Source organism: Gallibacterium sp. ZY190522, assembly GCF_054166015.1.
This window is the reverse complement of the sequence record NZ_CM135118.1, coordinates 2418937-2442557: the sequence shown is the minus strand read 5'-3', so window position 1 is coordinate 2442557 and position 23621 is coordinate 2418937. Positions and strand designations below refer to the sequence as shown.

The following is a 23621-nucleotide window of genomic DNA, read 5'->3' as shown; positions in this document are numbered from 1 at the left end:
CTGTTGATAGGTGTTTTGTGACTATTTTTCAAAATCTTATTGTTATTGTTGCTTTAATTGCCGCTTCAAGTTTTCTTTCCATTTCAGAAATTTCGATTGCCGGTGCTCGCAAAATCAAATTAAAGCTTATTGCGGAAAGTGGCGATGAACGAGCAAATAAAGTATTGTTTTTACAAGAAAATTCAGCTGATTTTTTTGCCGCCTCACAAATTGGTTTAAATGCGGTTGCTATTTTAGGAGGTATCTTAGGGGAGTCTGCATTTCGCCCCTATTTTGTCAGCTTAGTTGAAGAGTTTTATCAGGGAGAATGGGCGGAAACAATCGGATTTACCTTATCATTTTCATTGGTAACTTCTCTCTTTATCATCTTTGCCGATTTAATGCCTAAACGTATGGCAATGATTGCACCAGAAAAAATTGCAGTGACATTGATTCACCCAATCAATATTTTTATTCTGATCTGTAAGCCTTTTACTTGGATCATCAATTCTATTGCTAATACTATTTTTCGTCTTTTCAAAATGAATATTAACCGTGAAGATAACATCACTTTCGATGATATTTCTGCGGTTGTAGATGCAAGAGCACAGGCAGGAGTATTACAACAGCAGGAACATCATTTCATTGAAAATGTGTTTGAGTTGGAAGAGCGTACAGTGCCGTCCAGTATGACCACTCGAGAAAATGTGGTCTATTTCACCTTAAAAGAATCTGAACAAAGTATTCGTCAAAAAATTGCTGATTATCCATATTCCAAATTTTTGGTTTGTAACGAAAATATTGATCAAGTCATTGGTTATGTCGATACTAAAGATATTTTGGTAAAAATTTTAAATAATCAATCAATGATCCAACTTAATGAATCAACTATTCGCAATGTTTTGATCATTCCAGATACCTTAACTTTATCAGAACTATTAGACCGTTTCCGTGCAACTAAAGAGAAATTTGCTGTAGTAATGAACGAATATGCATTAGTCGTCGGAGTTATTACATTATCAGATATTATGATGACGGTAATGGGAGACTGGGTTGCTCCTATTGAGCAGGATCAACAAATCATTAAACGTGATGAAAACTCGTGGTTAATTGAAGGATCAACGCCAATTGAGAATGTAAAACACGCTTTATCCATTAATATTGATTTTCCTGAATGGGAAAATTACGAAACCATCGCTGGATTTATGATGTATCGTTTAAGAAAAATTCCTCGTCCGGCGGATGCAGTCGAATTTGAAGGATTTAAATTTGAAGTTGTCGATATTGACCACTATAAAATAGACCAGTTACTAGTAACTCGTATCACACATCCACCATTGAAGATTAAAGAAGTTAGCGAATAATCTCAAAATGCCTACTTTCCGTAGGCATTATTTCTCTATATTCTCTTGATAATTTGACAACTCAATTAAATTACCATCAGGATCACGCAAATAAACAGAATGAATTTTTCCAACCGCACCTGTACGCTCCACAATACCAGCTTCGATGCTTAAATTCTGCTCTTTTAAATAACTCAGCACTTGTTCTAACGGTTCAGATACAATAAAACAAAGATCCGCACTTCCAGCTTGCACGTGCTTAGCCTTTGGCTCAAATTCTTTTCCTAATTGATGTAAATTAATTTTTGTTGTCCAAATTGTAACGCTACCCTTCCTCCTAAAAATATCTGCTTTTTCATTCCCAATTTTTGATAAAACGCCACTGAAACATCAATATCTTTAACGGTTAAAACCAAATGATCCAAATGCGTTATGTTGAGCATAGTTTTTCCTTACATTGAGTCTAAAATCTAAAGAAAAGCCCTATCCAATGATCTGACTCCGAAAAGTTAGACTGTTATTTTAAGGACTGAATTCTGTATTGAACAGGGCTCAGTCCATTTAATTTTAATTGTATTCTTTCCTCATTGTAATAACGAACATATTCTTTGATAACAGATTCAAGTTCTTCAATGCTGTCGAAAGTTTTGCCATAAAAACATTCCACTTTCATCCGCCCAAAGAAACTCTCCATCGCGGCATTATCTAAACAATTGCCTTTCCTTGACATACTCTGCACAATATTGTGCTCAGCTAATAACTGTTGATAACTTGCCATTTGATACTGAATACCTTGGTCTGAATGTAATATCGGGGAGTCCCCCTCAGCTAACCGAGCAATTGCTTGTAACACCATCTGTTTTACTAATCTACCATCTGGATGACGACTACATTGATAAGCAATCAATTCATTGTTATAGCAATCCAATATCGGGGAAAAATAGAGTTTATCGCCCTTCACCTTAAACTCAGTAATATCGGTCAACCATTTCTGGTGCGGAACGGTGGCGTGGAAGTCTCGTTGTAAGTGATTCGGGGCGATGTTACCCACTTCCCCACGATAAGAATAATATTTACGTTGTCTTTTCCCTTTTACCTGCAATCCCATCACTTGGATTAATCGTTGTACCCGTTTATGGTTGATCCCCTCGCCTAATTGTTTGGTGACTCGGCGATAGCCATAATGTGGATTCTGTTGTTTGATAGCAAGAATTTGGGCACATAATGAAGCGTTGTTATCCCTAGTCTTATCTTTACCATGTAAATGATAAAAGAAAGTACTTCTGGCTAAATCGGCATACCGTAACAGTAAGTCTAACGGATAGTCTGCTCTTAATTCTTGGACGGCGTTGGCTTTTTCCTCATTTTTTCTCGGTCTAATTGCTGACACTTTTTTAGGTAGGCATTCTCCGTTTCTAATTCTAGAATTCTTAAGCGTAAGCGTTCTTCTTCTGTTTTCGGTGGCGGTGGCATTTTGGCATAGCGTGTTTTTTTCATCGCAGGTCGTCCTTTGGGTTTTGGGTGTAATCCTTCTATACCGCATTGTTGAAAGTTTTTCAACCATTGGCTAATAGCACCCGAATTAGCAATTCCAAACTGTAAACAGGCTTGGTCAGCTGTCATGTCTCTGTTTTGAATCGTTTGTATGACGTGATATTTAAACTCTGGAGTATAGGTTCGTTTGGTATGCAGCACGGCTAAGCCATTTATACCTGAATGTTGATATTGGGCAATCCAACGCCTTAATGTGCGTTTAGACACGGTAAATGTACGACAGGTTAAAGAAAGGCTTTCCTCGTGTTGAAAGTAGAAATCTACCACTTGTTGTTTAAATGTTTGGTTATATTTAGTCATAAAAAATCTGCACCTCTGTATGTTGTTGGATAATAAGTCCAACTTTAGGGGTGCAGATCATAGATAAGGCTTTTTTGACAAAATAAAAATCGAAATTGGATTATTCTGCTTCAGAGAGATCTAATTGCTCCGGAGAAAGAATAATGCCGGTTAAATCTGCATATACGAAATCTTCCGGTAAGAAAGAAACACCACCAAAGTTGACAGGAACATCCACTTCACCACTCGTCTGCTCATCTGCAGAAACCGGAATAGGAGCCAATGCCTGAATACCGATATTGATGTTTTCCAACTGGTCAATTTGACGTACTGCACCATAAACAATAATACCTTCCCAGCCGTTATCTGCGGCTAATTGAGCCAATTCAGCATCAATCAACGCTCGACGTACCGCACCACCACCATCGATTAATAACACTCGTCCCTGCCCCTCTTCTTCCAACATCTCAGCGATTAAACCATTACTTTCAAAGCATTTAATGGTTGTAATTTTTCCTGAAAAAGCTGAAACGCCTCCAAAGCTAGAAAAAATCGGGTCTACAACATCAACTTGATCCAAGTAAATATCGCAAAGTTCTGATGTGTCAATTCTCATCGCATTTTCCTTTTTTCAAAATGAACCGGGATTATCCCAAACAAAGTCCTAAACTAAAAATAATATTAAATAATAGTGCTAATTTAGCCATTTGTGCAAGCATTGGACGTAATTGCAGAGCATCTTGATGATTCATCACAAAAACAGCGTGTTTAGCTAATAGTGGGAACACTAAAATAAACATAAAACTATACCAGTGTTGAAAATGATAAAGTGCAAACAGCAATGCAAACAATGCAGCCAAAAAAATCAGACTAATATGATAATAACGCCCCGCAACAGCACCGATTCTCACAATTAGGGTATTTTTCCCAGATTTTCTATCTTGCTCAACATCTCGTAAGTTATTGATATTTAAAACAGCAACAGCTAAAAGTCCAGACATCATTGCCGGCAATATCATTGCCCAATTTAAAAGATGTGATTGCAAATAAAAAGTACCGCACACACCGAGTAATCCAAAGAAGATGAAGACAGATACATCACCTAATCCCATATAACCATAAGGTTTTTTACCAACGGTATAAGTAATGGAAGCAATAATCGCCAAAATACCCAACACTATAAATGCCAACACATCATTCCACGTTTGGCAAGCTACTGCAATCAATGCCACACCGGAAATCATACTGGCAAATGTGACTAGAATTAATCCTAACCGCAATTGGGAAAATGTAATTGCTCCTTGTTGAATTCCACGTAATGGTCCAATTCGTTCTACGGTATCTGAACCTTTTATATGATCGCCATAATCATTGGCAAAATTGGACACAATCTGCAATAAAGTTGCAGTAATCAATGCCAATAAAGCAATAGTAGCATCAAATTGATGATAGTAATATGCCAATGCCGATCCAGTAACAATTGAAGCGATTGCCAATGGCAACGTTTTCGGTCTTGCGGTTTCAAACCACATTTTGCATTTATTTGATTCCATTATTTCTCTAAATTTATTTTATAATCATCTCTTATTTCTTAAACAAGTTGGTAATTTTACCTGAATTCCTTTAATTGTAACTACTTATTTATTGGCATAACACAAATATGAGTATTACCTTACAACCAATTGCTACTATTTATACGCCCTATAGTGAAAAATTTTCTGTTCCAAGACAACCTGAACTAGCACCGCACGGTAAAGGTATTTTGCAATTACTTCCTCCTTATAATGTGCCGGAAGCTGTTCGTGGCATTGAGCAATTTTCACATTTATGGTTGATTTTCCAATTTGATCGCATTACCACTGATAAATGGTCACCAACTGTACGTCCACCTCGCTTAGGTGGTAATGAACGCATTGGTGTTTTTGCTTCTCGATCAACACATCGCCCAAATTCGCTTGGTTTATCCAAAGTAAAATTGGAGCGAGTTGAGATTCACGCACAACACATTTTATTACATTTAGGCAGTGTTGATTTAGTTAATGGCACACCGATTTTTGATATTAAGCCTTATATTGCCTATGCTGATAGCCAACCTGATGCTGATTCTGGCTTTGCCCAACAAAAGCCAACTCCCCAATTACAAGTTGAATTTACTTCTTTAGCTCAACAGCAATTAACTGTATTTAGTGTCATTTACCCCGATCTATTGCCATTAATCCAAGAGGTTTTACAACAAGATCCACGTCCGGCATATCAACGCAAACAACTTCCCGAACGGATATATGGAATGACGCTTTGGGGCATTAATGTGCAATGGCGAATGAAAAGTAAAAATCTGGTTGAAGTGTTAAACTTAAATAAAAAATAATTACATAAAAATGGGGAGATTTTGATCTACCCATTACTTTGTTATTTTTGACTACAAACTGCAATAAAGTGCATTTTGTTTTGTGGATCATTAAAAAAACTGAACATTTTCTTAAAAGTTTCTCGATTTTCAGAACGCAACGCATTCCGCACAAGTTTTAATGTTCCCAGTACACCTTCGTCATAGAGCATTCCTTTAGGTGATAACAATGTCATCTCGCCAGAATAGGTATCAACATTACTGAAACCTACCTGTTTAAACAAATCTTTCCACCCTTCTTTGGTTAATGGTGTGATACTAATATTAATCACCTCACGTAAAGTTGCTAAAATTTGCTCTTCATTATGTTCCAACAACATTACATCGTGAGTTAATAAAAAACCACCCGGTTTTAATACTCGGAAATATTCCGTTACCGCTTTACGTTTTGCTTCTAACGGCAACATTGTTAACATTGCTTCATTAATTACAATATCGAATGAATTATCTGCAAACGGCAATTTCATTGCATTGGCACGCTGTACGTGAATTAAATCATCCAATTTTGCTTCACTAATATTCTTCTGTGCCTTTGCTAACGCCTGCTCATCCAAATCCACACCTTCAATATGACAACCGAACCGCTCAGCTATACCTATTGCTGTCGTCCCCATATTGCAGGCGACCTCCAACACTTTTTTATCTTTATTGAAATCACCGTTTGCAATTAGCCAATCTGTCCCTTTTTTACCACCCGGACGTAAACGCGTTTTGCCTAAACGAGCTAAAAAATTATGCCCAATTTCATCTTTTTTCATTTTCTTTCGCCTTATAAAACTTATCTAGTTCCATAAACAACAATAGTTTTACCATGTGCAGAAATCAAGCCTTGGTCTTCCAGCATTTTTAAAATTCTACCTACCGTTTCACGAGAACAACCAACCATTTGCCCAATTTCCTGGCGAGTAATTTTAATCTGCATCCCTTCCGGATGTGTCATTGCATCCGGCATTCTCGCTAAATGCAATAATGTTTGTGCGATACGACCAGTAACATCAAGAAAAGCCAAATTACTCACCTGCTTTGAAGTGTTTTGCAAACGACGTGCTAATTGCGAGGTCAAATACATCAAAATTTCAGGATTAACCTGAATCAGTTGACGAAACTTTTTATAAGAAATTTCAGCCACTTCGCAGGTTGTTTTCGCTTTAACCCACGCACTACGCACTTTTACATCTTCAAATAGTCCAAGCTCACCAAAAAAATCCCCTTGACTCAAATAAGACAAAATCATCTCTTTGCCTTCATCATCTTTTACTGAAACCGCAATAGAACCTTTAATTAAATAATAGAGCGTTTCAGCTTTTTCACCAGCATTAATTAAGGTGCTTTTCGCTGGATATTTATGAATATGACAATGTGATAAAAACCACTCCAACGTAGGATCCGTTGTTGTTTCTTCTTGTTGTACTTCTATTTCTTCTTTCATATCCATACTGCCACCAACACCTATACAAATTACTAAAATGACAAAATTATAATGTTATAGCATATTTCATTTATGCTGTGTTAAAAATTCCCGTTTCAATTTCAAATCAAGCGTTTGATGCAGTTCAGACCAAACAATCACCACTTCCCCCGACTTAATCTGTTTTAGCAAACGAGCTTCTTTTTCTGCTAGCGTCAACTCTCTTGCGCCATAATCCGTACCTTCACGTAAAATAAAACTCTGCGTAATATTATGCAGTGCCGTTTCACTTAATTGTTGCCAAGGAATAATCATAATTAATCAAAAATCGATTCAACTAACTTCCACTGCGTTTCAAAATCCTGACTTGACAAATGCCTAAAGTTAGAACGCACATAACGCATAAATTGCCCCTCACATAATAATACCAAATAACCGGCAATAGCACGTTCATCCATTTTAAAACCTCTGCCCTCACGCAATTTTCGCATTTGTAATACATTAACTAATTGCAATTCTAAACGATCAAAAAAAGTCGCCACTCGCATTTGCAACGATTTATCTTCAAACATCAATGCATGCCCAGTTAAAATCCGAGTTAATCCCGGATTTTTCTGAGCAAAGGTCAACACCATTTGCAAAATATCGTGTACTCGTAATTTAGTATCCGTCTGCATTTTCATTGATTGTGTAATTCTCTGTAACAGTACTGTTTCAATCTGTTCAATCAATGCTTCAAAAATTTTTGTTTTGCTCGGAAAATAACGATATAACGCCGCTTCCGATACACCAACCGCTTCTGCTAATTTTGCCGTAGTAATCCGTTCCATTCCTTGATCTGAATGCAGTAAATGCGTCACAATCGCTAATACTTGCTGGCGACGTGCTTCTATAGAACGTTTTTCAACCTTTTTCTTCGGTTTATTTTCCTGTATGACCAAATCCACCGCTGCCTCTTTCTGTCTGCTCAAAATCAGTCACAATGTTAAATTCAGCTTGTACAACAGGCACAAACACAAGCTGTGCAATACGATCTCCAACTTCTATCGTAAAAGGTTGTTGACTCCGATTCCACGCAGAGATCATTAACGGCCCTTGGTAATCTGAGTCAATTAACCCAACCAAATTCCCCAATACAATGCCGTGCTTATGTCCTAATCCGGAACGAGGTAAAATCACCGCCGCTAAATTTGGATCTCCAATATAAATGGACAATCCGGTCGGAATTAACTGTGTTTCACCAGGTTGTAACACAATTTTTTCTTGAGCCAAAGCTCGTAAATCAAGACCAGCAGATCCTTCAGTAGCATAAGTCGGTAACGGAAATTCATTGCCCAAACGGCTATCAAGAATCTTAACATCAATTTTCTTCATTATTTTTCTTCTCTGCTTGATAAAGTTGAATAATATGTTGTACTAGCTGTTGTGCCAATTCGCTTTTATGGGCTAGCGACAACGATAAACTACCTTGTCGCCAGAAAAGTTGCAATGCATTATTATCACTGCTAAAACCTTGCCCAGCGATTGAAACATCATTAGCACAAATTAAATCTAAATTTTTACGCACCAATTTATCTTTTGCATAATTTTCAACATCTTGCGTTTCTGCGGCAAAACCAACCGTAAATGGACGTTGCTGTTTAAGATGACCAACATCAGCAATAATATCTGGATTTTTCACCAATTTTAGTGTCAATTCTTCGCCCGATTTTTTAATTTTTTGCGTAGCAATTTCAGCTACACGATAATCCGCAACAGCTGCACAACCAATAAAAATATCATTCAACACTGCTGCCTGCATTGATTTCTGCCACATTTCTACCGCTGTTTTTATCCAAACTACATTCACGCCATTCGGTGCAGCCAAATTCACTGGCCCACTGATTAATGTCACTTCCGCACCTTGTTTGGCAAAAGCTTCAGCAATCGCATACCCCATTTTCCCAGAACTATAATTGGAAATATAACGCACCGGATCAATCGGCTCTTGAGTTGGGCCGGCGGTAATCGCCACTTTGATCCCTTGCAACGGTTGCTCAGTGAAAAACTGCTGTGCCAACACCTCAACAATTTCCTGTGGTTCAGACATTCTGCCTGCACCAACATCGCCACACGCCTGCACACCACTGTCCGGTCCAATAATCAACACACCACGCTGCCGTAAACTATGCAAATGTTGTTGAAGAACTGCTTGTGCATACATCTGTTGATTCATTGCAGGTGCAATCGCAATTGGTACTGCGGTCGCTAAACAGAGCGTTGTTAACAGATCATTTGCTAACCCCAAATTAAAACGAGCAATAAAATCCGCCGTTGCTGGAGCAATCACAACATAATCTGCCCATTTTGCCAGTTCAATATGCCCCATCGCTAATTCTGCTTGCGGATCAAACAATGAATGTGACACTGGATTAGTAGAAATCGCTTGTAATGTCAGTGGAGAAACAAAATGAGTAGCGGCATCGGTCAATACTACACGAACTTCCGCCCCCTGTTTACGCAATAAACGAATCAACTCAATAGCTTTATATGCTGCAATACCTCCGGTAATGCCAAGTAAAATTCGTTTATGTTGAAGAGATGAATTCATTAATTGAACGCCTTAGAACATCAAAATGAAAGATACATCATTTTACTGAATATTTGTCACCCTGCCAAATTAAGCACCGCCTATTTTCACTGAAAAAATTTTATATTTTCCGATCCTGATCGTAAAAATGGAATCTTGTCACAATTATCAATATACGAATGATTAAAATAACACTATTTGCAATAAATGAGATACAAGCAATGACAAGGTTAATGCCACGTGAAAAACTTTTACAACAAGGCGCCGATAAATTAAGCGATCAAGAATTATTAGCTATTTTTTTACGCACCGGTTTTAAAAACTGTTCAGTTATGACATTGGCTGAAAACAGCCTACATCATTTCGGATCTCTACGAGAATTATTAGCTGCTTCAAAAGAAAATTTCTGTGAAGTCAAAGGGCTAGGTATAACACAATACATTCAGTTACAAGCTTGTATTGAAATGACGAAACGCTATCTGACACAAGAAATAAAACAACAACCCCTGTTCAATAATATCGAGTTTGCCAAACTTTATATGCAGACAGAATTATCCAATCAACAAAGGGAGCTTTTTATGGTTCTTTTTCTAGACAATCAACATTATTTAATTGAACAGGAAACCTTATTCCAAGGAACCATTAACAGTACACAAGTACATCCACGAGAAATTATTAAATCAGCCTTAAAATATAATGCTGCTGCCATTATTTTGGCTCATAATCATCCTTCTGGCATTACTACGCCCAGTAAAGAAGATATTGCTGTTACCGAACAGATCCAACAGGCGTGCAAACTGATTGATGTCAGAGTATTGGATCATTTAATTATTGGCAAAAACCAGGTTTTCTCTTTTTGTGAAAAAGGCTTAATTGATTTTCGATAAAAGAATCATTCTATGAACAAAATCCAACATTCCGAGCAAGAAAAAATCCGGCAAATGCCGGATTTTGTGGTAATAAATGACTCATCTTTAGCTTAAAAGATGATTAATACGTTTAATAAATGCGGTTGGATTATCCAACGTACCGCGTTCCGCTAACATAGCTTGATCCAACAATAACTCAATCCACTCAGCAAATTGCTGCTCATCTGCAATATCTGCCACTTTTTTCACTAAATGATGTTCCGGATTAAGCTCAAATGTATATTTCACTTCCGGCATTTTTTGCCCAGCAGCGGCAAATAATTTCGCCATTTGTGTTGTCATTTGATCATTATCGGTCGATACAATCGCCGGTGTTTCGCTCAAACGGTGAGTTAAACGTACGTCTTTTACTCGATCTCCTAACAATTTTTTCACGCGTTCAATAAAAGAAGCAAAAGTTTGTTCTTCTTCTTTTTGCTTACTTTCTTCTTTATCTGCTAAATCACCTAAATCTAAATCTGATTTAGTAATGGTTTGTAGCGGTTTACCATCAAATTCAGTTAAATAGCTTAACATCCATTCATCAATGCGATCGGAAAGCAACAACACTTCAATGCCTTTCTTATTAAAGATCTCCAAGTGTGGACTGTTTTTCGCTACGGTATAGCTGTCAGCCGTAATGTAATAAATTGCTTTTTGCCCCTCTTTCATTCGTGCAACATAGTCAGTTAACGACACTGTCTGTTCACTGCTATCATTATGTGTTGAAGCAAAACGCAACAACTTCGCAATCTCTTCTTTATTTGCCGGATCTTCTGCCGGACCTTCTTTCAAGACTAAACCAAATTCTTGCCAAAACTGTTGATATTTGCTTTTATCCTCATCTTTCGCCAATTTTTCCAACATTCCTAACGCACGCTTGGTTAATGCTTTACGCAATGCTGCGGTTACTTTATTATCTTGCAAAATTTCTCGCGATACATTTAACGGCAAATCATTGGAATCAATTAACCCTTTGATAAACCGCAAATAATTCGGCATAAACTGTTCCGCATCATCCATAATAAAGACACGTTGTACATACAGTTTCAAGCCGTGTTTTTGTTCACGATTAAAGAGATCCCAAGGCGCTTTCGCCGGCAAATAAAGCAAACTAGTATACTCTTGTTTTCCCTCAACTTTATTATGTGCCCATAGCATCGGATCAGCAAAATCGTGACTTAAATGTTTATAAAATTCTTTATATTCATCATCACTGATTTCAGATTTTGAACGTGTCCAAAGTGCTTGGGCTTTATTGATTTTTTCCCATTTAACACCTGTTTCTTTACCTTCATCATCATATTCTTTTGTTAAAATTTCTACTGGTAAACCAATATGATCAGAATATTTTCCAATGATTTCGCGTAAACGCCACTCATTCAAAAACTCTTTTTCATCTTCACGCAAATGTAAGGTAATCTCTGTACCCCGATCCTTCTTCTCAATATCGGCAATTGTAAACTCACCTTCACCAGCCGATTCCCAAAGTACACCTTTGTCTGCACTTTCACCAGCAGCACGTGTTTTCACGGTTACTTTATCAGCAACAATAAATGCAGAATAAAAACCAACCCCGAACTGTCCAATTAATTGACTGTCTTTCGCTTGTTCCGCCCCTAATGCGGATAAAAACTCTTTTGTACCTGATTTAGCAATTGTACCCAAATGTTCAATTGCTTGTTCACGCGTCATTCCGATGCCGTTATCACTGATGGTTAACGTACCTTTATCAGCATCCACGCTGATACGCACTTTTAGATCACCATCACCTTCATAAAGCTCTGGAGCGGAAAGTGCTTTAAAACGTAATTTATCCGCCGCATCCGATGCATTAGAAATTAATTCACGCAAAAAAATCTCTTTATTGGAATAAAGTGAATGGATCATTAATTGCAGAAGTTGTTTTACTTCTGATTGAAAACCTCTCGTTTCTTGATTAGTACTCATATTTTTTTCCTCATTAATCAAAAAAGACAAAAATATCTTTTCATTAAAATTGCTTACGATGGCAAAAAATAGGTATAAAAACCGATTTTTCAAGGTTTGGAGGTATAAAAAATGCGATCTATCAAGATCGCATTTAAAGACATTAAAAAATCAGATTAGAAAGTGTAGCGTAAACCGGCTTTTACACCATATTGTTTCACTTTTACATCATCAAATTTGCCAAGAATATTATATTCCGCCGCAACATCCAATGCTAAATTCGGCATTAAATCATAAGAAGCGCCGACTAACGCACCATAACCGAATTTTGTAGAGGTTTCTGTCACATCTTTTTCTTTCTCTAATGCATTAAAAATTGTGCCATCATTCCGTTTATATACTCCGGTATCAGACGATTTCATTTTAATTTTATTGCTAGATAAACGAATCCCAACATAAGGCTTGATATTAGACTGCAAGTCAATATCATATAATGCAGAAACACCGACACCGCGAATCTTTAACTCATCCTTACTCTCGGTATATCCATCTTCATCGTAAAGTCTACGATGATCATCGACATTACCATAGTAAGTATAATCCACCGCTAAACGGATATCCCCCAATTTATAGCCCACTGCCACGCTAGGAGTCACTTTACTTTTATTAAGCTCCCCATCTTCTAAGCCGGATGTTTTAATTTTGGAATAACCCAAATTACCTTGTACATACCACTCTGCTTGTGCAGTTGAAGCTAATGCTAACGCACCCAGTGCTACCACCAATAATTTTTTCATTTTTGCCTCCATTTGATGTTTCAGTTGCTCTCTCTTCCACTGCCACGACAACCAATAATAACAGTTAAGAAAGAGTAACGAAGTGTAACTGCTTTTTGCACTTTTTACAAAAATATTGTATGCCTTGCTGCTGAATTTTTTGATGACGGCGTGCCGTCAAATGGTGCGTTTGACAAGCACATTGGTAAGGAAAAGTTTGCCCCTGAACACTTTTTATCTCAAATTGATGTCTGGTTTCTGCTGGTACACCAAACACATTTTGCATCACATCCTGCCACTCCCTACCGTGCGGTTTCACTCTTCCAAATTGTTGATAAACCAATAAATGCGCCAATTCGTGTGGCACAACTTGCTCAATAAAACGTTGGCCATTTTCCAATAATAAAATCGGATTTAAACGGATTTCCCACTGCTGTAAATAAGCCACGCCTGCTTTTACGCCACGCAATTTATAACTAATATTCGGTCGCACAAAGCTACAATTAAAGTGGCTTTCAGCCAATAACAAACATTGTGTTAATTTACGGTTTACTTGAAGATTAAGGTGTCGAAGTTGTTGTTTTTGTTGCTGTTCCATTATCACCTTTTCATTCTTGTTAAAAAGTGAATGATATTAATCTATCCCCTATCTTTTTCAACAATAATAATGTGCTTTCTTTTATATTCAATTTTTTGCATATATTTTTTTATTTTCCTCTTGAAACAATTTAAAACGTACCCATTTTATCACCCGTGAATGACGAAACGTCGTCTAGGAGGATTATATGAATTTTGAAAAATTAACAACCAAATTCCAACAAGCATTGGCTGAAGCACAATCTTTAGTGTTAGGCAAAGATCAGCAATATATTGAGCCGGTGCATTTAATGAGCGCATTATTGAATCAAGAGGGTGGTTCCGTTGCGCCGTTGCTTACTGCTTCCGGCGTTAATGCTGCTCAATTACGCCAAGCAATTAGCCAAGAGATTGAGCGTTTACCACAAGTTTCTGGTAACGGTGGTGATGTACAAGTTTCTCCTGCATTGAGCAGAATGCTGAATCTATGCGATAAATTTGCACAGCAACGCAATGATAAATTTATCTCATCCGAACTTTTTGTATTAGCAGCTTTGGAAAGCTCCGACAAACTAAGTGATATATTAAAGAAAAGTGGTTTAACCCGACAAAATTTATTAAAGAGTATTGATAAAATGCGTGGTGGAGAGAATGTAAACGATGCTGGTGCGGAAGAAACCCGTCAGGCATTACAAAAATATACTATTGATTTAACTGCAAGAGCGGAAAGTGGTAAATTGGATCCGGTTATCGGTCGTGATGATGAAATCCGCCGTACCATCCAAGTGTTGCAACGTCGTACCAAAAACAATCCGGTGTTAATCGGTGAACCAGGGGTTGGTAAGACTGCTATCGTTGAAGGATTGGCACAACGTATCGTTAATGGGGAAGTACCTGAAGGATTACGACATAAACGTGTACTCTCTTTGGATATGGGAGCATTAATTGCTGGTGCAAAATATCGTGGTGAATTTGAGGAACGCTTAAAAGCAGTACTAAATGAAATCGCAAAAGAAGAAGGTCGAATTATCCTATTTATTGATGAAATTCACACTATGGTCGGTGCTGGTAAAACAGACGGCGCAATGGATGCTGGCAACTTGTTAAAACCATCATTAGCACGTGGTGAATTACACTGTGTCGGTGCAACAACATTGGATGAATATCGTCAATATATTGAAAAAGATGCAGCATTAGAACGCCGTTTCCAAAAAGTATTAGTCGATGAACCAAGCGTGGAAGATACTATTGCAATTTTGCGTGGTTTGAAAGAACGTTATGAAATTCACCACCACGTACAAATTACTGACCCGGCGATTGTAGCGGCTGCAACACTTTCTCATCGTTATATCTCGGATCGTCAGCTTCCGGATAAAGCGATTGACTTAATTGATGAAGCGGCTTCAAGCATTCGTATGGAAATCGATTCAAAACCGCAACCATTAGATAAATTGGAACGCCGTATTATTCAATTAAAACTTGAACAACAAGCGTTACAAAAAGAAGAAGACGATGCCAGTCGTAAACGCCTCGAAATGTTAGAAAAAGAGTTGGCAGAAAAAGAGAAAGAGTATTCTGAACTTGAAGAAGTTTGGAAGAGCGAAAAAGCTGCACTTTCCGGCGCACAACATATCAAAGCTGAATTAGATAATGCCAAAACCAAAATGGAACAGGCATACCGTGCTGGTGATATTGCGAAAATGTCTGAATTGAAATACAGCACCATTCCAGCGTTGGAAAAACAATTAGAACAGGCTGAAAATGCAGAAGGCAAAGAAATGAGTCTATTGCGTTATCGTGTTACCGATGAAGAAATCGCTGAAGTGCTTTCTCGTGCGACCGGTATTCCTGTTGCTAAAATGATGGAAGGTGAAAAAGAAAAATTATTGAGAATGGAAGATGAGTTACATAAACGCGTTATTGGACAGAACGAAGCAGTTGAGGCAGTAGCAAACGCTATTCGTCGTAGTCGTGCTGGATTATCCGATCCAAATCGTCCAATTGGTTCATTCCTATTCTTAGGGCCTACCGGTGTTGGTAAAACCGAATTGTGTAAAACATTGGCAAATTTCCTATTCGACAGTGAAGATGCAATGGTGAGAATTGATATGTCGGAATTTATGGAAAAACATTCCGTTTCTCGTTTGGTCGGTGCACCTCCAGGATATGTTGGTTACGAAGAAGGCGGTTACTTAACCGAAGCGGTTCGTCGTCGTCCATATTCTGTCGTTTTACTTGATGAAGTGGAAAAAGCACACCGTGATGTCTTCAATATTTTATTGCAGGTACTTGATGACGGACGTTTAACTGATGGTCAAGGTCGTACAGTTGATTTTCGCAACACTGTGGTAATTATGACTTCCAACTTGGGTTCAGATTTAATTCAATCTCAGGCTGGTGATCTTAGTTATGGCGAAATGAAAGAATTGGTAATGTCTGTGGTTGGACAACACTTCCGCCCAGAATTTATTAATCGTATTGATGAAACTGTGGTATTCCACCCACTTGCTAAAGAAAATATTCGTGCGATTGCATCAATTCAGTTGCAACGTTTAATCAACCGTATGAAAGAACGTGGTTATTTATTACATTTTAGTGAACAGGCACTAGATTACTTAGGTCAAGTTGGTTATGACCCAATATATGGCGCAAGACCATTAAAACGGACAATCCAAAATCTTGTAGAAAATCCACTTGCCCAACAAATCTTATCAGGTGAACTATTGCCAGATAAGACTATTGAAATCAACTTTGTTGATGGAAAAATGGAAGCTAAACAATAATACATAAATCCCTCCTTTTAACCGCTATCCGCAAGATAGCGGTCTGAGTCCGATCAAAGATCGGACTTTTATTTTCTATGAATCGTGTCAAAGTTGCCCAGACTCACTTACTGAAATCACTATATCCTACTCACCCACAAAGTTGTCTTGATATTTGCAAATACCAGCGTGTTGCTAGCTAGCATCTTCGTAACATATGAAGCTGAAGACCACTTCGATCATTTACGATTGGTTGAATACGTTAAGATACACCAGCAGTTGGAAATTTTTTTGAATTAAGTCTGTTATGCTAAAAAAAGTGCAAGCTGGGGGCGGTGGCGGAAATTTATGATGGAACACACCAAACACCTAATTATAAAAAGTCAGGGATAATGTTTTTAAGTGTTGAAAATATTGAAACTATGATTTCTGATAAGTTTATATCAGAAGATGACTTTAAGAGAGAGTTTAAAACATATCCTACTCGCGGTGATGTTTTAATGACAAGAATAGGTGATATAGGAACAATTAATATAGTCAATACAAATCAAAGACTTGCTTATTATGTAAGTCTAGCTTTACTAAAGTCTAAATTAGTTTTATCTGAATATCTAAAGCCATTAATAGAAAGTGAACTAATTCAAAAAGAACTTTGGAAAAGAACGCTACACGTTGCATTTCCTAAAAAAATCAATAAAGGTGAAATTGAAGAAATTCCTATTATTCATCCCTCCCTCCCCGAACAACAAAAAATCGGCGCGCTTTTCAGACAGCTAGATCGGCTGATTACTCTTCATAAGCGTAAGTTATTAGAAAAATATAATAAAAATAATACAAAATTCTTGCAAAATGTAACTCATCAACAGAGCGTTCTTAAATTGTGTTGTATAACTTTTAACCCAATAATAGAGAGGACATCATTATGCAATTAACTAATCAAGAACTTTTTCACCGCTATTTCAAACGTTGGATCAGTATTTATAAAGAAGGTGCGATCCGCCCCGTAACACTCGCTAAATACCAAATGAGCCACACTTGGTTGATTCGCCTCGCTCCCAAATTACGGCTGTGCGATCTCAACCGCATTAGCTATCAACAACTGCTCAATGACTACGCCAACAACCACGAACGCCAAACCGTGATGGATTTTCACCATCAAATCAAAGGGGCTATTTTAGATGCTGTAGATGAGGGGCTAATTATTCGGGATCCTACCCGTAAGGCGATTATTAAAGGTAAAATCCCGCGTGAGAAAAAGCCTAAATATTTAAGCCAATACGAACTACAAACCCTGATCCATCAGCTTAATTTAAATGAAAAACTCAGTTTTGATTGGCTTATTTTGTTAATTGCTAAAACTGGATTACGTTTTTCTGAGGCTCTTGCGGTTACGCCAAAAGATTTTGATTTTGCACGGCAAACACTGACAATAAATAAAACTTGGGATTATAAAAATGAAGGTGGATTTTTACCCACTAAAAATCGCTCTTCCATTCGCAAGGTTCAGTTGGATTGGCAAACCATCATTCAATTTGCACAATTAATTCGCCATTGTCCGGAAAATATTCCGATTTTTCTGCCTAACTACGAAAAAGTTTATAACTCTACAATTAATGATCTTATTGCACGTTATTGTAAAAAAGCAGCGATTCCGATTATTACGGTACACGGATTACGCCACACCCACGCTTCACTACTACTTTTTGCCGGCGTTTCTATCGCCAGTGTGGCAAGACGGCTAGGACACGCCAGCATCACTACCACACAAAAAACCTATCTGCACATTATTCACGAGCTGGAAAATAAAGATGTGGATTTGGTGATGCGATCGCTGTCGAGTTTAAATATAGGATAAATGCAAAGTTAATCAAAATATTTTTAATAATTAAATCATCAACTTTTGCTGCAAGGAGAATGTATTTAATATGGGAGAGGTATAACCCCTTCCAAACCAAAATAATTCATAGAGCAATACGTTATGTATTCTTCTATGAATTGAAACATAAATATGCTTATCCTCTTCCCATTTCCAACCATCACCGCCTATAATTGGGCGGTGATTTTTTACTAAAGAATGAAAAAGTGATGTTAAACCAAACTATTAGCCAAATTATTGCGGATGAGCTGAATGTTCAAAGCAGACAAATTCTTGCCGCCATCAATTTATTGGATGAGGGCAACACCATTCCTTTTATTGCGCGTTATCGTAAAGAGGTAACCGGTGGCTTGGATGACACCCAATTACGCCATTTTGAAAGCCGTTTAACTTATTTACGTGAGCTGGACGACCGTCGTCAAACTATTCTTAAATCTATTGAAGAACAGGGGAAATTAACTGATGACTTACGCCAAGCTATCGAACAGACGCAAAGTAAAACTGAATTAGAAGATCTTTATCTTCCTTATAAACCTAAACGCCGCACTCGTGGGCAAATTGCAATTGAAGCAGGGCTTGAACCCTTGGCAGAATTATTATGGAATGAACCACAATATCATCCTGAAAACGAGGCGGAAAAATACATTGATGACACTAAAGGCATTACTGATGTGAAATCAGCTTTGGACGGGGCTAGATATATTTTAATGGAACGTTTTGCAGAGGATGCACAACTGTTAGCAAAAGTACGTCATTATCTCAGTAATAATGCAGAGTTGGTATCAACAGTTATTACTGGAAAAGAAAAAGAAGGTGAGAAATTCCAAGATTATTTTGATCATCGTGAATTATTGAAAAATGTGCCTTCTCATCGTGCATTGGCTATGTTGCGTGGTCGCAACGAAGGCATTCTAACTTTATCGTTGAATGCTGATCCGATGCAGGAAGAGAGTAATTATAGTTACTGCGAAGACATTATTCGTACCCATTTAAATGTTCAGTTTAACGGACAGCCTGCTGATAGTTGGCGACAACAGGTTATTGCTTGGACGTGGAAAATTAAAGTTGCACTTCATTTGGAAACTGAATTAATGTCTGCTCTACGTGAGCGTGCTGAAGAAGAAGCAATTAATGTTTTTGCAAAGAACTTATCCGCTCTATTAATGGCTGCTCCCGCAGGTGCGAAAACTACAATGGGGTTGGATCCCGGTTTACGAACCGGTGTAAAAGTGGCTGTAATTGATAATACCGGGAAATTGTTAGATACCTCTGCGATTTATCCACATACAGGACAAGAGAGCCAAGCAGCAGCATCGCTTTATCAGCTTGGTAAAAAATATAATGTTGAATTGATTGCTATCGGTAATGGAACTGCTTCTCGAGAAACAGAACGTTTTGTTGAAACATTATTAAAAGCAAAACCAGATTGGAAAGCACAAAAAGTGATTGTCAGTGAAGCCGGTGCTTCTGTCTATTCCGCCTCTGAATTCGCTGCACAAGAATTTCCTCAACTTGATGTCTCTTTACGCGGAGCAGTTTCAATCGCTCGCCGTTTACAAGATCCGTTAGCTGAATTAGTAAAAATTGAACCAAAAGCGATTGGTGTCGGTCAATATCAACACGATGTTAATCAAACACAATTGGCCCGTAAACTTGATGCTGTTGTAGAGGATTGTGTGAATGCTGTTGGTGTTGATCTCAATACTGCTTCTTCCCCACTACTAGCACGAGTTGCGGGAATGAGCAAAACATTAGCACAAAATATTATTAATTATCGTGATGAAAACGGACGTTTTTCCAATCGAGAACAATTAAAGAAAGTGCCTCGTCTAGGGCCGAAAGCCTTTGAGCAATGTGCTGGATTTATGCGCATTATCGATGGGAATAATCCGCTTGATGCTTCTAGCGTTCATCCAGAAGCCTACCCTATCGTTGAGAAAATTTTACAAGCAACAAATTCATCTTTAGGAGAATTAATGGGTAACTCCTCTGTATTACATCAATTAAGTGCGACACAATTCACTGATGAGCGCTTTGGTTTACCAACTGTAACCGATATTTTAAAAGAATTGGAAAAGCCGGGACGTGATCCTCGTGGCGAGTTCAAAACTGCGACTTTCTTGGAAGGTGTTGAGCAAATCAGCGATCTTAAACCGGGAATGATTTTGGAAGGAACTGTTACCAATGTTACCAATTTTGGGGCATTCGTAGATATTGGCGTCCATCAAGACGGCTTAGTGCATATTTCTTCTTTAAGTGATAAATTCGTTGAAGATCCGCATAATGTAGTAAAAACTGGCGATATTGTTAAAGTTAAAGTATTGGAGATTGACGTAGATCGCAAACGTATTGCTTTGACAATGCGTTTAGATGAGCAAACAAACCGTTCTCATACAACGCATAAAAGCAGTATAACCCAATCAACTGCAAAACGCCGTCATTCACCATCTGTTTCAACAATGGGCAACGCCTTTGCTGATGCCTTGAAAAATTGGAAAAAATAATCATCTGGAGCATAACCTTGTCCGAAAGGATAAGGTTATGTTTCTCCTAGTTAAATTTTCTTTGACGCACTTCAAATTTTTTAATTCCCACGCTTTACCCATTACCTAATTCCCTTATAATTCTTGCGTCTTTAACCTTAGTTAAGACAATTAAAATTTAATTTTAGTTATTTTGATCTCGACAACTGTTTTGTCCTCCCCAAAATAACGTCCATTTTTCTGATATCACAAGGGTCTAATTATGAAAATTTTCACTTGGCCTGTGGTTGCAGGTGCTGCACTTGGTATCATTGCTCCACTTCTAACCTATGAAGGCAATCCCGGCAATATGGGGTTCTGCGCTGCTTGTTTCTTACGAGATACATCCGGTGCTTTAGGGCTTCATCGTTCCGCTCCTCTTCAATATATCCGTCCGGAACTTATCGGCTTGGTTTTCGGTGCGCTAATCAGTGCATTTTTTGCCAAAGAGTTCAAACCTCGAGCTAGCTCCGCACCAATCACTCGAATTTTGCTCGGTTTTTTCGCTATGCTTGGTGCATTGATTTTCCTAGGCTGTCCGTGGCGAGCATTTCTACGTTTAGGCGGCGGCGATTTAACCGCAGTTGCCGGCATTGCCGGACTTATTGCAGGTATTGTTGGTGGGATTTTCTTTGCTAATCGAGGATTCTCTTTAGGCAAAGTTAGCGAACAAAGCAAATCTTCTGCTATTATTCCAATCCTATTTGTTGTCGCCTTGTTTATTTTCTTAATCACTGAATTTAAATTTGGCAAGAATCTTCCTATTTTCTTCTCTGAAAAAGGTCCAGCCGCCCAACACGCCAATCTTTGGTTATCACTTGGTGGCGGTGTCATTATCGGCATCGTAATGCAAAAATCCCGTTTCTGTTCTGTCGGCGCATTCCGCAATTTTATTCTGTTCCGCGACAGTCATTTATTAAACGGCGTTTTGGCGCTTATTCTCTTCACGGTTATTACCAATGTAATTCTGGGGCAATTCCATCTTGGTTTTGATAAACAACCAATTGCACATAATGATGTTATTTGGAATTTCCTTGCAATGGCATTATGTGGTCTCTGTTTATCCTTAGGCGGCGGTTGCCCGGGTAAACAGTTGGTACATATCGGCGAAGGTGATAATGATTCAGCTCTGTTCATTCTCGGAATGTTACTCGGTGCTGCAGCTGCTCACAATTTCTCCCTTGCGGCTTCCGGTGCCGGTGTCAGCCAATTTACACCGTATGTGGTGATCATCGGATTTATCTTCTGCATTTATGTCGGTTTAAGTAACCGCATTAAAGCCTAATTAAAAAAGTACGATGTTTCTAAAAACATCGTACTCTATTTTTCACTATATTATTTAGCACTAACCATTGAATCGCACCTCAAATAATCCTAAAATTAGGCAATTTTTGCCCTGTGAGGCAGGAAGCTATTATTCTAGTTTTAATGATGTTGCCAGTGAGCAACAAAAGGACGATTTATGATACAAAAAGTTGATGCCTATGGCTGGAAAGCCTTGCTTGGTTCTGCCGTCGGTTATGCTATGGACGGTTTTGATCTTCTTATTTTGGGCTTTATGCTCACCGCTATTTCCTCCGATCTACTTCTCACTCCAGCACAAGCCGGTTCATTAGTCACTTGGACACTTATTGGCGCTGTCGCTGGTGGTATTATTTTCGGTGCATTGAGTGACCGCTATGGACGTATTCGAGTTTTAACGTGGACAATCGTGTTATTTGCAGTTTTTACCGGTCTATGTGCCTTTGCACAAGGTTATTGGGATTTATTGATTTATCGTACTATTCCCGGCATTGGTTTAGGTGGTGAGTTCGGTATCGGGATGGCATTGGCAGCAGAAGCGTGGCCGGCTCGTCATCGTGCCAGAGCTTCCGCCTATGTTGCATTAGGTTGGCAAATCGGCGTATTGGCAGCAGCTTTATTAACGCCGGCATTGCTGCCGCATATCGGTTGGCGCGGAATGTTTTTAGTCGGCATCATCCCTGCTTTTGTGGCGTGGTATTTACGTTCACACCTGCACGAACCGGAAATTTTTGTACAAAAACAAAACTCACAAACACAAACCTCTTTATTCACATCATTCAAGCAATTAATTAAAGACAAAGCGACCACTAAGGTAAGTTTAGGCGTGGTTGTACTGACTTCCGTTCAGAATTTCGGCTATTACGGCATTATGATCTGGTTGCCAAATTACCTTTCCAAACAACTCGGTTTTAGTTTAACAAAATCCGGCTTATGGACAGCCGCTACCATTCTTGGAATGATGTTCGGCATTTGGTTATTCGGACAATTAGCAGATCGTATCGGACGCAAGCCAAGCTTTCTATTATTCCAGCTTGGTGCCATTATCAGCGTTGTACTTTATTCCCAACTCACCACACCGGAATTAATGTTAATCGTCGGTGCATTTTTAGGAATGTTCGTGAACGGAATGATGGGCGGATACGGCGCATTGATGTCTGAAGCTTATCCAACCAAAGCACGTGCAACTGCACAAAACGTACTTTTCAACTTGGGGCGTGCCGTCGGCGGCTTCGGTCCGGTGGTAGTCGGTGCCTTGGTTGCCGCCTACTCATTTAAATTCGCTATCGCTTTCTTAGCATTAATCTATTTTATCGATATGCTCGCCACGTTATTCCTGATTCCTGAATTGAAGGGGAAGGTGTTGGAATAAAATATGAATAACGAAATAGATTAATAGAATAGAAAAGCTACACCCTCAAGTGTAGCTTT

22 protein-coding genes and 2 pseudogenes are annotated in these 23621 nt (G+C 38.4%); 9 read left to right on the top strand and 15 right to left on the bottom strand.

Annotation, left to right across the window (positions count from 1 at the left end):
• Positions 1-17: 17 nt before the first annotated feature.
• Positions 18-1343 carry a hemolysin family protein gene (locus ACXPAV_RS11850; RefSeq protein ID WP_458003590.1) on the top strand — a complete coding sequence of 442 codons (1326 nt, stop codon included), beginning with the start codon at positions 18-20 and terminating at the stop codon, positions 1341-1343.
• 27 nt (positions 1344-1370) lie between these two features.
• On the opposite strand, the gene ACXPAV_RS11845 is transcribed toward ACXPAV_RS11850, so the two are convergent.
• From ACXPAV_RS11845 to ACXPAV_RS11820, 6 genes and pseudogenes are all read right to left on the bottom strand, one after another.
• On the bottom strand, positions 1371-1577 hold the full coding sequence (locus ACXPAV_RS11845; RefSeq protein WP_458003589.1) for a hypothetical protein: 207 nt from the start codon (positions 1575-1577) through the stop codon (positions 1371-1373).
• Positions 1578-1606: 29 nt separating this feature from the next.
• Positions 1607-1765 (bottom strand): VOC family protein, encoded by a 159-nt coding sequence (locus ACXPAV_RS11840; RefSeq protein ID WP_458003588.1) that lies wholly within the window; start codon positions 1763-1765, stop codon positions 1607-1609.
• A 74-nt stretch (positions 1766-1839) separates the two neighbouring features.
• A complete protein-coding gene (locus ACXPAV_RS11835) occupies positions 1840-2865 on the bottom strand; it encodes an IS3 family transposase (RefSeq protein ID WP_458004437.1) in 1026 nt (341 codons plus the stop codon).
• 17 nt (positions 2866-2882) lie between these two features.
• Positions 2883-3176, bottom strand: a pseudogene (locus tag ACXPAV_RS11830) (helix-turn-helix domain-containing protein); the annotation flags it as partial.
• Positions 3177-3276: 100 nt separating this feature from the next.
• Positions 3277-3771: a ribonuclease E activity regulator RraA gene (gene rraA / locus ACXPAV_RS11825; RefSeq protein ID WP_039173454.1), complete on the bottom strand. Its 495-nt coding sequence runs from the start codon at positions 3769-3771 to the stop codon at positions 3277-3279.
• Between the two features lie 31 nt (positions 3772-3802).
• Positions 3803-4708, bottom strand: coding sequence for a 1,4-dihydroxy-2-naphthoate polyprenyltransferase (locus tag ACXPAV_RS11820; protein ID WP_458003587.1), 906 nt, complete (start codon positions 4706-4708; stop codon positions 3803-3805).
• A 107-nt stretch (positions 4709-4815) separates the two neighbouring features.
• Here ACXPAV_RS11820 and tsaA point away from each other — a divergent pair, with 107 nt between their 5' ends.
• On the top strand, positions 4816-5523 hold the full coding sequence (tsaA, locus tag ACXPAV_RS11815) for a tRNA (N6-threonylcarbamoyladenosine(37)-N6)-methyltransferase TrmO (protein ID WP_458003586.1): 708 nt from the start codon (positions 4816-4818) through the stop codon (positions 5521-5523).
• A 41-nt stretch (positions 5524-5564) separates the two neighbouring features.
• On the opposite strand, the gene ACXPAV_RS11810 is transcribed toward tsaA, so the two are convergent.
• From ACXPAV_RS11810 to coaBC, 6 genes are read right to left on the bottom strand one after another with little or no spacing between them, the layout of a single operon-like run.
• Positions 5565-6320 carry a class I SAM-dependent methyltransferase gene (locus tag ACXPAV_RS11810; RefSeq protein ID WP_039133402.1) on the bottom strand — a complete coding sequence of 252 codons (756 nt, stop codon included), beginning with the start codon at positions 6318-6320 and terminating at the stop codon, positions 5565-5567.
• Between the two features lie 20 nt (positions 6321-6340).
• A complete protein-coding gene (crp, locus tag ACXPAV_RS11805) occupies positions 6341-6997 on the bottom strand; it encodes a cAMP-activated global transcriptional regulator CRP (protein ID WP_156106928.1) in 657 nt (218 codons plus the stop codon).
• Between the two features lie 60 nt (positions 6998-7057).
• On the bottom strand, positions 7058-7285 hold the full coding sequence (locus ACXPAV_RS11800) for a YheU family protein (RefSeq protein WP_039133405.1): 228 nt from the start codon (positions 7283-7285) through the stop codon (positions 7058-7060).
• Positions 7286-7287: 2 nt separating this feature from the next.
• Complete coding sequence (gene slmA, locus ACXPAV_RS11795) at positions 7288-7917, bottom strand: nucleoid occlusion factor SlmA (RefSeq protein ID WP_039133408.1); 630 nt, start codon at positions 7915-7917, stop codon at positions 7288-7290.
• Positions 7892-8344, bottom strand: coding sequence for a dUTP diphosphatase (gene dut, locus ACXPAV_RS11790; RefSeq protein WP_458003585.1), 453 nt, complete (start codon positions 8342-8344; stop codon positions 7892-7894). The genes slmA and dut overlap by 26 nt, the downstream gene beginning before the upstream one ends.
• A complete protein-coding gene (coaBC, locus tag ACXPAV_RS11785; protein WP_458003584.1) occupies positions 8331-9560 on the bottom strand; it encodes a bifunctional phosphopantothenoylcysteine decarboxylase/phosphopantothenate--cysteine ligase CoaBC in 1230 nt (409 codons plus the stop codon). The genes dut and coaBC overlap by 14 nt, the downstream gene beginning before the upstream one ends.
• A gap of 158 nt (positions 9561-9718) precedes the next feature.
• Between coaBC and radC the strand changes: the two genes are divergently transcribed.
• On the top strand, positions 9719-10426 hold the full coding sequence (gene radC, locus ACXPAV_RS11780) for a RadC family protein (protein ID WP_458003583.1): 708 nt from the start codon (positions 9719-9721) through the stop codon (positions 10424-10426).
• A gap of 87 nt (positions 10427-10513) precedes the next feature.
• Here the strand turns inward: radC and htpG are convergent, their stop codons facing one another.
• The 3 genes from htpG to ACXPAV_RS11765 form a co-directional block, all read right to left on the bottom strand.
• On the bottom strand, positions 10514-12397 hold the full coding sequence (gene htpG, locus ACXPAV_RS11775; protein ID WP_458003582.1) for a molecular chaperone HtpG: 1884 nt from the start codon (positions 12395-12397) through the stop codon (positions 10514-10516).
• A 155-nt stretch (positions 12398-12552) separates the two neighbouring features.
• Positions 12553-13173: an opacity family porin gene (locus ACXPAV_RS11770; protein WP_458003581.1), complete on the bottom strand. Its 621-nt coding sequence runs from the start codon at positions 13171-13173 to the stop codon at positions 12553-12555.
• 64 nt (positions 13174-13237) lie between these two features.
• Positions 13238-13750 carry a SprT family zinc-dependent metalloprotease gene (locus tag ACXPAV_RS11765; RefSeq protein WP_458003580.1) on the bottom strand — a complete coding sequence of 171 codons (513 nt, stop codon included), beginning with the start codon at positions 13748-13750 and terminating at the stop codon, positions 13238-13240.
• Positions 13751-13937: 187 nt separating this feature from the next.
• Between ACXPAV_RS11765 and clpB the strand changes: the two genes are divergently transcribed.
• The 6 genes and pseudogenes from clpB to ACXPAV_RS11735 all read left to right on the top strand — a co-directional run bounded on the left by clpB (position 13938) and on the right by ACXPAV_RS11735 (position 23562).
• Positions 13938-16511 carry an ATP-dependent chaperone ClpB gene (clpB, locus tag ACXPAV_RS11760; protein WP_458003579.1) on the top strand — a complete coding sequence of 858 codons (2574 nt, stop codon included), beginning with the start codon at positions 13938-13940 and terminating at the stop codon, positions 16509-16511.
• 314 nt (positions 16512-16825) lie between these two features.
• Positions 16826-17422, top strand: a complete 597-nt coding sequence (locus ACXPAV_RS11755; protein ID WP_458003578.1) for a restriction endonuclease subunit S — start codon at positions 16826-16828, stop codon at positions 17420-17422.
• Positions 17413-18345 carry a site-specific integrase gene (locus tag ACXPAV_RS11750; protein WP_285098222.1) on the top strand — a complete coding sequence of 311 codons (933 nt, stop codon included), beginning with the start codon at positions 17413-17415 and terminating at the stop codon, positions 18343-18345. The genes ACXPAV_RS11755 and ACXPAV_RS11750 overlap by 10 nt, the downstream gene beginning before the upstream one ends.
• Before the next feature lie 230 nt (positions 18346-18575).
• Positions 18576-20745: pseudogene (locus ACXPAV_RS11745) on the top strand (Tex family protein); the annotation flags it as partial.
• Between the two features lie 366 nt (positions 20746-21111).
• Positions 21112-22173 (top strand): YedE family putative selenium transporter, encoded by a 1062-nt coding sequence (gene yedE / locus ACXPAV_RS11740; RefSeq protein WP_458003577.1) that lies wholly within the window; start codon positions 21112-21114, stop codon positions 22171-22173.
• Between the two features lie 177 nt (positions 22174-22350).
• Positions 22351-23562 carry an MFS transporter gene (locus ACXPAV_RS11735; RefSeq protein ID WP_458003576.1) on the top strand — a complete coding sequence of 404 codons (1212 nt, stop codon included), beginning with the start codon at positions 22351-22353 and terminating at the stop codon, positions 23560-23562.
• Positions 23563-23621 lie beyond the last annotated feature (59 nt).

Bases quoted from the DNA above. Each gene is read 5' to 3' on its own strand.
- radC (WP_458003583.1), top strand. From the start codon at position 9,719: ATGATTAAAATAACACTATTTGCAATAAATGAGATACAAGCAATGACA.
- rraA (WP_039173454.1), bottom strand. From the start codon at position 3,771: ATGAGAATTGACACATCAGAACTTTGCGATATTTACTTGGATCAAGTT.
- tsaA (WP_458003586.1), top strand. From the start codon at position 4,816: ATGAGTATTACCTTACAACCAATTGCTACTATTTATACGCCCTATAGT.
- crp (WP_156106928.1), bottom strand. From the start codon at position 6,997: ATGGATATGAAAGAAGAAATAGAAGTACAACAAGAAGAAACAACAACG.
- ACXPAV_RS11820 (WP_458003587.1), bottom strand. From the start codon at position 4,708: ATGGAATCAAATAAATGCAAAATGTGGTTTGAAACCGCAAGACCGAAA.
- ACXPAV_RS11770 (WP_458003581.1), bottom strand. From the start codon at position 13,173: ATGAAAAAATTATTGGTGGTAGCACTGGGTGCGTTAGCATTAGCTTCA.
- ACXPAV_RS11750 (WP_285098222.1), top strand. From the start codon at position 17,413: ATGCAATTAACTAATCAAGAACTTTTTCACCGCTATTTCAAACGTTGG.
- clpB (WP_458003579.1), top strand. From the start codon at position 13,938: ATGAATTTTGAAAAATTAACAACCAAATTCCAACAAGCATTGGCTGAA.
- ACXPAV_RS11835 (WP_458004437.1), bottom strand. From the start codon at position 2,865: ATGCGGTATAGAAGGATTACACCCAAAACCCAAAGGACGACCTGCGAT.
- ACXPAV_RS11810 (WP_039133402.1), bottom strand. From the start codon at position 6,320: ATGAAAAAAGATGAAATTGGGCATAATTTTTTAGCTCGTTTAGGCAAA.
- coaBC (WP_458003584.1), bottom strand. From the start codon at position 9,560: ATGAATTCATCTCTTCAACATAAACGAATTTTACTTGGCATTACCGGA.
- ACXPAV_RS11735 (WP_458003576.1), top strand. From the start codon at position 22,351: ATGATACAAAAAGTTGATGCCTATGGCTGGAAAGCCTTGCTTGGTTCT.
- yedE (WP_458003577.1), top strand. From the start codon at position 21,112: ATGAAAATTTTCACTTGGCCTGTGGTTGCAGGTGCTGCACTTGGTATC.
- ACXPAV_RS11840 (WP_458003588.1), bottom strand. From the start codon at position 1,765: ATGCTCAACATAACGCATTTGGATCATTTGGTTTTAACCGTTAAAGAT.
- dut (WP_458003585.1), bottom strand. From the start codon at position 8,344: ATGAAGAAAATTGATGTTAAGATTCTTGATAGCCGTTTGGGCAATGAA.
- ACXPAV_RS11765 (WP_458003580.1), bottom strand. From the start codon at position 13,750: ATGGAACAGCAACAAAAACAACAACTTCGACACCTTAATCTTCAAGTA.
- htpG (WP_458003582.1), bottom strand. From the start codon at position 12,397: ATGAGTACTAATCAAGAAACGAGAGGTTTTCAATCAGAAGTAAAACAA.
- ACXPAV_RS11800 (WP_039133405.1), bottom strand. From the start codon at position 7,285: ATGATTATTCCTTGGCAACAATTAAGTGAAACGGCACTGCATAATATT.